The organism is Cupriavidus sp. 05T313, assembly GCF_056396665.1.
Genome location: NZ_JBFTLX010000275.1, coordinates 1 through 8,964 on the forward strand (window position 1 = coordinate 1; position 8,964 = coordinate 8,964).

The window sequence follows — 8,964 nt, forward strand, 5'->3', positions numbered from 1 at the left end:
GTCATCCGCCGCCCGCTCCGCCGTGCGTCGGGGTGGGGGATGCTGCCAGGCTATTGATTGGAAAGGGATTTTCCTGTGGCCAGGTATCGGTGGGACCAGGCGCCCGGTGGATTTCCTCGGCCGCGATGGCAATCAGGGCGCCGGCTGCGGCGCTGAGCGGCCGCAGCGGGTGGCTGACCGTGCCGGGGCAGCCCATGGCGCCCCGATCCGCAGCGGTGTGTGTGACTGAGGGGCGCTCAGGAGCCTCGGCAGGCTGGCGGGAATACGCACCAGCCGCCGTCCCGGTGCCGGAAGAAGAAGATGGCGAGCGAGCCGGCGGGGCGGTTGACTTGCGCGCGCACACACCCGCCCGATATGCCGGGCGGGTGCACGCGGGTGATCATGGCGTCGCCCGTGGACCCCAGCCACTTGTGGACCAAGGCGCGTAGCGACGTGGCGGCCGATTGCATTTCACACTCCTTCGGTTCTTGCGACCCACCTGCGACCTTTTGGCCGGGGCTGGCCGGTACGTTTTTCATACCTGCAGTATGGTTCTTGCGCCCTGGCGGCGAAATCGGCCAAGACTGAAAACGATGTCCGACGGAGGGCAACAACCGTGTCCGTGGCGGGCTGGCCTGTGTCAGCGGATGCTGACACAGGCGGTAGCCGATCCGCCGTGCCGGGCCCGTTTCCTGTGCAATATTGGCCGCGTTCAGCCCAGGTCGCCGCCGCCTACCGGCAGGACCGTGCCCGTGATGTAGGAGGCCTCGTCGGACGCAAGGAACAGGATGGCGCGTACTTGTTCGTCGATGGTGCCGTAGCGGCGCATCAGGCTGGAGCCGATGGTCTGGTCAACGATCCCCTGATACCAGATGGCTTCCTGCGGGGTCTGCTCCGCCGTGTTGCGCGGCACTTTGCGCGGCGGCGCCTCGGTGCCGCCGGTGGCGACCGCGTTGACGCGGATGCCGTCCTGCGCATGCTCGAAGGCCAGGCTGGCGGTCAGGGAGTTGACGCCCCCCTTCGCGGCCGCATAAGGCACGCGGTGGATGCTGCGCGTGGCGATGGACGAGATATTGACGATCGTCCCCTGCCGGCGCCCGATCATGGCGGGCAGCACGGCGCGGCAGCACCAAAGGGTGGGGAACAGCGAGCGGCGGATCTCGGCTTCGATCTGCCCTTCCTCATATTCCTGGAAGGGCCTGGCCCAGATGGTGCCGCCCACGTTGTTGACGAGGATATCGATGCGGCCGTAGGCCTGCAGCGCGGCGCTGGCCATCTGGCAGGCGCCGGCGTAGGTTTCCAGGTCGGCCTCCACCGCCAGCGCCCGGCCGCCATTCGCGGCGATTTCCGCGGCGACCTCATGCACCAGTGGCGAGCGGTCGACCAGTACCAGGCTGCCGCCCTCGGCCGCCGCGGCGAGCGCCACGCCGCGTCCGATCCCTTGTGCCGCACCGGTGACGATGGCGGTTTTTCCGCTGAAGCGCGCGTTTGTGTTCATGGCGTATCCGTGATCCGTATTTTGTATTCCGTGAGAAGGTGGGTCAGGCAGCGTTGCTGGCCGAGAATTTCTCGTAGTGGAAGCTGGCCGGCGTCACGCCGCCGTTCTGCAGCCAGCCGCGCACCGCGTCCACCATGGCGACCGGGCCGCACAGATAGATGTCGACACGCCCGCCGTTGAGCCAGTCCGGCTCCACGTGCTGCGTCACATAGCCCTGGCGGGTATCGCTGCTGACCGGGTCGAGCACGCAGGTGCGGTACTCGAAGCCGGGGAGCCTGCGCTTTGCGTCGTCGAGTTGTTCCAGCGCCACGAGGTCGATCTCATGCGTCACGCCGTACACCAGGCGGACCGGATGCGGGCTGCCGTTCTCGGCCAGCACGTCCAGCATGGACAGGAAGGGCGCGATGCCGGTGCCGCCTGCCAGGAACAGCACAGGGCGGGTCACTTCGCGCAGGTAGAAGCTGCCATAGGGGCCGGCGAAGGAAATGGGCTGGCCGGGCTGCGCCTGCTTGCTCAGGAACTCGCTCATGCGGCCGTTGGGCACGTTGCGCACCACGAATGAAGCGTGCCTGGCGCCGGGGGCGGAGCTGAACGAGTACGAACGGGTCAGGCCGGTGCCCGGGATTTCCACGTTCACATACTGCCCTGCCAGGAAGGCCGGCACGGCGGTCTCGCCGAGGTCGATCGAGAACCCGATGGTGGAATCGGACAACTTGTCCACTGCCGCCAGCTTGCCCTGGTAGCTGGTTACGCCCGTCTTGCAGGCGGCCGACGATGCCGGCACCTTGATCACGCAATCCGAGCGCGGGCGCGTCTGGCACGCCAGCACGTAGCCCTTGGCCGCTTCTTCGGGCGTCAGCGCGTCTTCGATATAGCTCGACTCCGGCAGGTCGTACTCGCCGGATTCGCACAAGCCGCGGCAGGTGCCGCAGGCGCCGTCGCGACAGTCCAGCGGGATATTGATCTGCTGGCGGTAGGCGGCGTCGGACAGGGTTTCATTGGCGGCGCAGGTGATGAAGCGGGTGACGCCGTCTTCGAACTGCAAAGCGATGTTGTATTCCATGGCGTGATTCCTCCGGCGCGTCCGCTCAGATGTGATAGATGTCGATGACCTGGTTGATGTAGTCGTTTTTCAGCACGACGTACTTGTCCAGGATCTGCGGCCGCTCGCCGGCAAAGTCGATGACGTAGCGCGACATGCCGAAGTAGCTGTAGTTGGTCTTGTAGCGGTGGCTCAGCGTGTGCCAGTTGAAACGCACCGTGCAGACGCTGCCTTCCTGGCGCTCCAGCTCGACGTTGCTGAGGTTGTGGCTAGTGCGCGTGTCCGGCATGGTGGCGCTGGAGCGCTCGGTCTTGATGCGGAACACGCGGTCTTCCAGGCCCTGGCGGTTCGGATAGTAGATCAGCGAGATCTCGCGCTGGGGGTCGGTCACCAGCGTGTCGTCGTCGTCCCAGGATGGCATCCAGAACGCAGCATCCGGGTGATAGCAGGCCAGCCATTCATCCCATTGTTCGTCGTCCAGCAAGCGGCTTTCCCGATAGAGGAAGGCCTGGATATCCGCGAGGCTGATCGTGGCGGTCGTGGTCATGCTTCGCTCCCTGCGTTGCCGGCATTGCCGCTTTTGCTTGCTTCGGCCCCGGTGGCCTTCTTCATGACGTCCAGCCAGTAGCGGTGCTGCACCGTGTACAGGCCTTCGTCCTCGGTCTTGACGCCGCTCATCAACGGCTTGAGGCCAATCTTCTGCGCGGCCTCATCGGCGCCTTCCACCCAGTGCGTGGCGCCGCGGCACATGTCGTTCCATTCCAGCGCGCTGCCGGCATAGCCTTGCTGGCAGGCGCGGAATTCTTCCAGGTCGTCGGGCGTGGCCATGCCGCTGACGTTGAAGAAATCCTCGTACTGGCGGATGCGGCGCGCGCGCGCCTCGTCGGCCTCGCCCTTGGGCGCGATGCAGTAGATGGTGACTTCGGTCTTGTTGACGGAAAGCGGACGCAGCACGCGGATCTGCGAGCCGAACTGGTCCATCAGGTAGACGTTGGGGTACAGGCACAGGTTGCGCGAGTTCTGGATCATCCAGTCCGCCGTCTCGGCGCCGCAGCGCTCGGCGAATTCCTCGCGCCGGCTGAAATTCGGCCGGTCTTCGGGATTGGCCCAGCGCGACCACAGCAGCATATGGCCGTGATCGAAGGCGTAGAAGCCGCCGCCTTGCCGGCCCCAGTTGCCTGCGTCCATCGCGCGGATCTTGTCCTCGCGGGCGTTCTCCTGCTTGCGGTGGTTGGTGGTGGCGGCGTAGTTCCAGTGCACCGCGGAGACGTGGTAGCCGTCGGCGCCGTTCTCGGTCTGCAGCTTCCAGTTGCCTTCGAAGGTATAGGTGGAGGCGCCGCGCAGCACTTCGAGCCCGTCGGCGGACTGGTCCACGATCATGTCGATGATCTTGGCGGCTTCGCCCAGGAAATCCTTGAGCGGCGCCACATCCGGGTTCAGGCTGCCGAACAGGAAACCACGGTAGTTTTCAAAGCGGGCCACCTTTTTCAGGTCGTGCGAGGCTTCCTTGTTGAAGCAGTCGGGGTAGCCGGCGCCCTCCGGATCCTTGACCTTGAGCAGCTTGCCGCTGTTGTTGAAGGTCCAGCCGTGGAAGGGGCAGGTGTAGGTCGCCTTGTTGCCGCGCTTGTGGCGGCACAGCATGGCGCCGCGATGGGTGCAGGCGTTGATCAGCGCGTTGAGTTCGCCCTGGCGGTTGCGCGCGATCACGACCGGCTGGCGGCCGATGTAGGTCGTGTAGTAGTCGTTGTTGTTGGGGATCTGGCTTTCGTGCGCCAGGTAGATCCAGTTGCCCTCGAAGATGTGCTTCATCTCGAGTTCGAACAGCGCTTCATCGGTAAAGGCGCTGCGATGCAGGCGGTAGTCGCCGGTTTCGCGGTTTTCCACCAGGTAGTCGTCCAGCCGCTTCAGGGTCGGGCTGTTGTCCGGGTAAATGGGGATCATGAGTTGTCTCCTGCATCCGTGCGGATGCGCCGGGCCGTGAGGTGTCCTCAGGGCGGCCCTGATGTGGCTGCGGCGGCCGGCAGGTGCGCCGGCTACGTCTTTCCTGTCTTGGGGGGGGCTTACGCGGCGGCGCGCTTGCGCTCCACTTCCGGCGCCGGCGCCGCGGCGCATTCGCCGTACAGGCGGAAGTCGAAATCGATGGAGGCAAACGGCTTGCCCAGGCCGCGTTTGGCAAGTTCCTCCGGGGCGTCGATATGCCTGACGGCCGGCACCAGCCCCTCGCGGCTGGCGAAGGCGAAGTCGTCCCACAGGTATTCGTCGCCGTCGATATTGATCTGGGTGGTCAGCTTGCGATGGCCGGGGGCCGAGACAAAGAAGTGGATGTGGGCAGGCCGGCGTCCGTGACGGCCCAGCAGGTCCAGCAGCCGCTGGGTGGTGCCTTGCGGCGGGCAGCCGTAGCCCATCGGCACGTTGCTGCGGAACTGGTAGCGGCCCTCGCCGTCGGTCACGATGGTGCGGCGCAGGTTGAAGTCCGACTGGGTCTTGTCGAAGAACGAGTAATTGCCAAGCAGGTTGGCATGCCAGACCTCCACCGAGGCGCCGGGCAGCGGCTTGCCGTTGGCGTCATGCACCGTGCCCTGCATGAACAGGACCTCGCCCTTGCCGTCCTCGCTGCCGTCGTCCAGCCGGGCGAAGCCTTCGCTGGCCGGTGCGCCCGCCACGTACAGGGGACCCTCGATGGTGCGCGGTGTGCCGCCGCTCAGGCCGGCCTTCGCCTCGGCTTCGTCGGCGCGGATGTCCAGGAAACGCTCCAGGCCAAGGCCGGCGGCCAGCAGGCCAAGCTCCGGGCCGGCTTCGGCGAAATATTCGATGCCCTTCCAGACTTCGCTGGCGCTCAGGTCAAGGTCCTCGATGGCCTTGAACAGGTCGGCGGTCAGGCGGGCCACCACGCTTTGCACGCGGGCGTCGACATTGCCCTTGGCGGTGTCGACGATGAACGCTTTCACCAGCGCTTCGATTTCCGGGTGAGTCATTTGTCTGCTCCTTGTCTCTGGTTTTCTGGGTGGGGCCCGTCTTGCAAGGCGCCATTCATGTGGCCTTGCATTGGCTTCCGGCATGGCGGCGTGATTCGAACTAAAATGCCAAAAAGGTATAAAAAATCATTGTCACGGCCTGGTGCGAAGAATAGGAGCGCTGAATTTGGTGGTCCAACACTGTTTTAGTATTGGCTGAATACTTAAAAGGTATGGCTTTGGACTTGCGTCACTTACGTTACTTTGTCGCCGTCGCGGAGGAACTCAACTTCACTCGCGCTGCCGAGCGGCTGCATATCGCGCAGCCGCCGCTGAGCCGGCAGATCCAGCAGCTGGAAGAGGGGTTGGGGGTGCAACTGTTCGAGCGCAACGCGCGGCCGCTCAGGCTGACCGAGGCCGGGCGCTTTTTCTACGCGCATGCCCTGCAGTTGCTGGCGCAGGCCGCGGAACTGGAGTCGATGACCCGGCGGGTGGGGCAGATCGAGCGGAAGATGTCGGTCGGCTTTGTCGGCTCGACGCTGTACGGCATGCTGCCCAAGATCATCCGGCGCTTCAGGACTGAGCACCCGGAGATTGAACTCAGCCTGCATGAGATGACCACCATGGACCAGATCGCGGCGCTCAAGCAGGGCACCATCGACGTGGGGTTTGGCCGCATACGGCACGAGGACCCGAATGTGCGCCGGGTTGTGCTGCGCGAGGAGCGCATGATCGTGGCGCTGCCGGTCGGGCATCCGCTCTCGCTGGTCAGGCCGGTACTCTCGCTGCACGACCTGCTGGGCGAGACCCTGATCATCTTTCCCAAGGCGCCCCGTCCCAGCTATGCCGACCAGGTGCTGGCGGCATTCCATGACCGCGCCCTGCAGCCGGGGCGCATCCATGAGGCGCGCGAACTGCAGATCGCATTGGGGCTGGTGGCGGCGGGGGAGGGTATTTCGATCGTCCCGAGCAGCGTGCACGGCCTCAAGCGGGACGACATCAGCTACAAGGAGCTGGACGATCCCAACCTGGTGTCGCCTATCATCATGAGCACGCGCAGCCTCGATGAGACCGAGGAGATCAGCGCCATGCTCGACATGATCTACCGGCTGTACGAAGAGGAGAGGCTGGATTTCCTGCCGCCGGGCTAGGAACAGATCCAATGCGCAGAGGTTGCTGCCTGGATGGGGAGGGGCTTGATTTTATTGGGTTTTACCTTGTCAACTCTTATATAAGATATAAGACGTTTGACCTAAAACGCACTTCCATTTAAAATCGCGGCACAACCGGTTTTTGCAACCCTATTACTCCGCAGGTTCCCATGCTTGAAAACTATCGCGCCCATGTTGCCGAACGCGCCGCGCTCGGCATTCCCCCTCTGCCGCTGACCGCCAAGCAGACTGCGGAACTGATCGAATTGCTGAAAGCGCCCCCTGCGGGTGAAGAGCAGGTCCTGGTCGACCTGATCACGCACCGCGTGCCGGCCGGCGTGGACGACGCCGCCAAGGTCAAGGCCTCGTACCTGGCCGCCGTCGCACTGGGCAAGGAAGCCTGCCCGCTGATTTCGCGTGCCAAGGCAGCCGAGCTGCTGGGCACCATGCTGGGCGGCTACAACATCTCCCCGCTGATCGAACTGCTGGACGATGCCGAGATCGGCACCGTTGCCGCCGAAGCGCTCAAGAAGACGCTGCTGATGTTCGACGCCTTCCATGACGTCAAGGAAAAGGCCGACAAGGGCAACGCCAACGCCAAGGCCGTGCTGCAAAGCTGGGCCGACGCCGAGTGGTTCACCAGCCGTCCGGAAGTGCCGCAAAGCCTGACCGTGACCGTGTTCAAGGTCACCGGCGAAACCAACACCGACGATCTGTCGCCGGCCCCGGACGCCACCACCCGCCCGGACATCCCGCTGCACGCGCTGGCCATGCTGAAGAACGCGCGCCCCGGCATCACCCCGGAAGAAGACGGCAAGCGCGGCCCGGTCAAGTTCATCGAATCGCTGAAGGAAAAGGGCAATCTGGTCGCCTACGTGGGTGACGTGGTCGGTACCGGCTCCTCGCGCAAGTCCGCCACCAACTCGGTGCTGTGGTTCACCGGCGAAGACAYCCCCTTCGTGCCGAACAAGCGCTTCGGCGGCGTGTGCCTGGGCAGCAAGATTGCCCCGATCTTCTACAACACCATGGAAGACGCCGGCGCGCTGCCGATCGAGCTGGACGTGTCCAGCATGGAAATGGGCGACGTGATCGAGCTGCGTCCCTATGACGGCAAGGCCCTGAAGAACGGCGCGGTCGTCGCTGAATTCACCGTGAAATCCGACGTGCTGTTCGACGAAGTGCGCGCCGGCGGCCGTATTCCCCTGATCGTCGGCCGTGGCCTGACCGCCAAGGCCCGCGAAGCGCTCGGCCTGGCTCCGTCCACGCTGTTCCGCCTGCCGCACAACCCGGCCGACACCGGCAAGGGATTCACCCTGGCCCAGAAGATGGTTGGCCGCGCCTGCGGCCTGGAAGAAGGCAAGGGTATCCGCCCGGGCACGTACTGCGAACCGAAGATGACTTCGGTGGGCTCGCAGGACACCACCGGCCCGATGACGCGCGACGAGCTGAAGGACCTGGCTTGCCTGGGCTTCTCGGCCGACCTGGTGATGCAGTCGTTCTGCCACACCGCCGCCTATCCGAAGCCGGTCGACGTCAAGACCCACCACACGCTGCCGCAGTTCATCAGCACCCGTGGCGGCATTTCGCTGCGCCCGGGCGACGGCGTGATCCACTCGTGGCTGAACCGCATGCTGCTGCCGGACACCGTCGGCACCGGCGGCGACTCGCACACCCGTTTCCCGATCGGCATCAGCTTCCCCGCAGGTTCGGGCCTGGTGGCTTTCGCGGCTGCCACTGGCGTGATGCCGCTGGAYATGCCGGAATCCGTGCTGGTGCGCTTCAAGGGCAAGATGSAGCCGGGCGTCACGCTGCGCGACCTGGTCAACGCGATTCCGCTGTACGCGATCAAGTCGGGCCTGCTGACCGTGGCCAAGCAAGGCAAGAAGAACATCTTCTCGGGCCGTGTCCTGGAAATCGAAGGCCTGCCCGACCTGAAGGTCGAGCAAGCATTCGAACTCTCCGACGCGTCCGCCGAACGTTCGGCTGCCGGTTGCTCGGTGCGCCTGAACAAGGAACCGATCATCGARTACATCAACAGCAACATCACGCTGCTGAAGTGGATGATCGCCGAGGGCTACCAGGACCCGCGCAGCCTGYMGCGCCGTATCMAGGCCATGGAAGCSTGGCTGGCCGATCCGAAACTGCTGGAGCCGGATGCCGACGCCGAATACGCCGCGGTGATCGAGATCGACCTGGCCGACGTGCATGAGCCCATCTTGGCTTGCCCGAACGACCCGGATGATGTCAAGACCCTGTCGGAAGTGGCAGGCGCCAAGATCGACGAAGTCTTCATCGGTTCGTGCATGACCAACATCGGCCACTTCCGGGCGGCTTCCAAGC

The 8,964-nt window shown here is 64.7% G+C and carries 7 protein-coding genes; 2 read left to right on the forward strand and 5 right to left on the reverse strand.

Annotated elements, in window-relative coordinates; genetic code table 11:
• Window positions 1–691: 691 nt before the first annotated feature.
• The 5 genes from AC1DKD_RS35360 to catA all read right to left on the reverse strand — a co-directional run bounded on the left by AC1DKD_RS35360 (window position 692) and on the right by catA (window position 5,494).
• The gene (locus AC1DKD_RS35360; RefSeq protein ID WP_441636229.1) at window positions 692–1,477 is read right to left on the reverse strand and encodes a 1,6-dihydroxycyclohexa-2,4-diene-1-carboxylate dehydrogenase; all 786 of its coding nucleotides are present in this window, start codon (window positions 1,475–1,477) and stop codon (window positions 692–694) included.
• 43 nt (window positions 1,478–1,520) lie between these two features.
• Window positions 1,521–2,540, reverse strand: a complete 1,020-nt coding sequence (gene benC, locus AC1DKD_RS35365; RefSeq protein WP_441636227.1) for a benzoate 1,2-dioxygenase electron transfer component BenC — start codon at window positions 2,538–2,540, stop codon at window positions 1,521–1,523.
• A gap of 25 nt (window positions 2,541–2,565) precedes the next feature.
• Window positions 2,566–3,066 (reverse strand): benzoate 1,2-dioxygenase small subunit, encoded by a 501-nt coding sequence (gene benB, locus AC1DKD_RS35370; RefSeq protein WP_441636225.1) that lies wholly within the window; start codon window positions 3,064–3,066, stop codon window positions 2,566–2,568.
• Window positions 3,063–4,460, reverse strand: coding sequence for a benzoate 1,2-dioxygenase large subunit (gene benA / locus AC1DKD_RS35375; protein WP_441636223.1), 1,398 nt, complete (start codon window positions 4,458–4,460; stop codon window positions 3,063–3,065). Before benA ends, benB begins: the two co-directional genes overlap by 4 nt.
• A gap of 119 nt (window positions 4,461–4,579) precedes the next feature.
• Entirely contained in the window at window positions 4,580–5,494 is a 915-nt protein-coding gene (gene catA / locus AC1DKD_RS35380) for a catechol 1,2-dioxygenase (protein WP_441636221.1), read from the reverse strand.
• Between the two features lie 218 nt (window positions 5,495–5,712).
• Between catA and AC1DKD_RS35385 the strand changes: the two genes are divergently transcribed.
• Both AC1DKD_RS35385 and acnB read left to right on the forward strand, forming a co-directional pair.
• Window positions 5,713–6,624 (forward strand): LysR family transcriptional regulator, encoded by a 912-nt coding sequence (locus tag AC1DKD_RS35385; RefSeq protein ID WP_441636220.1) that lies wholly within the window; start codon window positions 5,713–5,715, stop codon window positions 6,622–6,624.
• Window positions 6,625–6,794: 170 nt separating this feature from the next.
• Window positions 6,795–8,964: bifunctional aconitate hydratase 2/2-methylisocitrate dehydratase (acnB, locus tag AC1DKD_RS35390; RefSeq protein WP_477144322.1), on the forward strand; the 2,170-nt coding region annotated here is incomplete at its 3' end.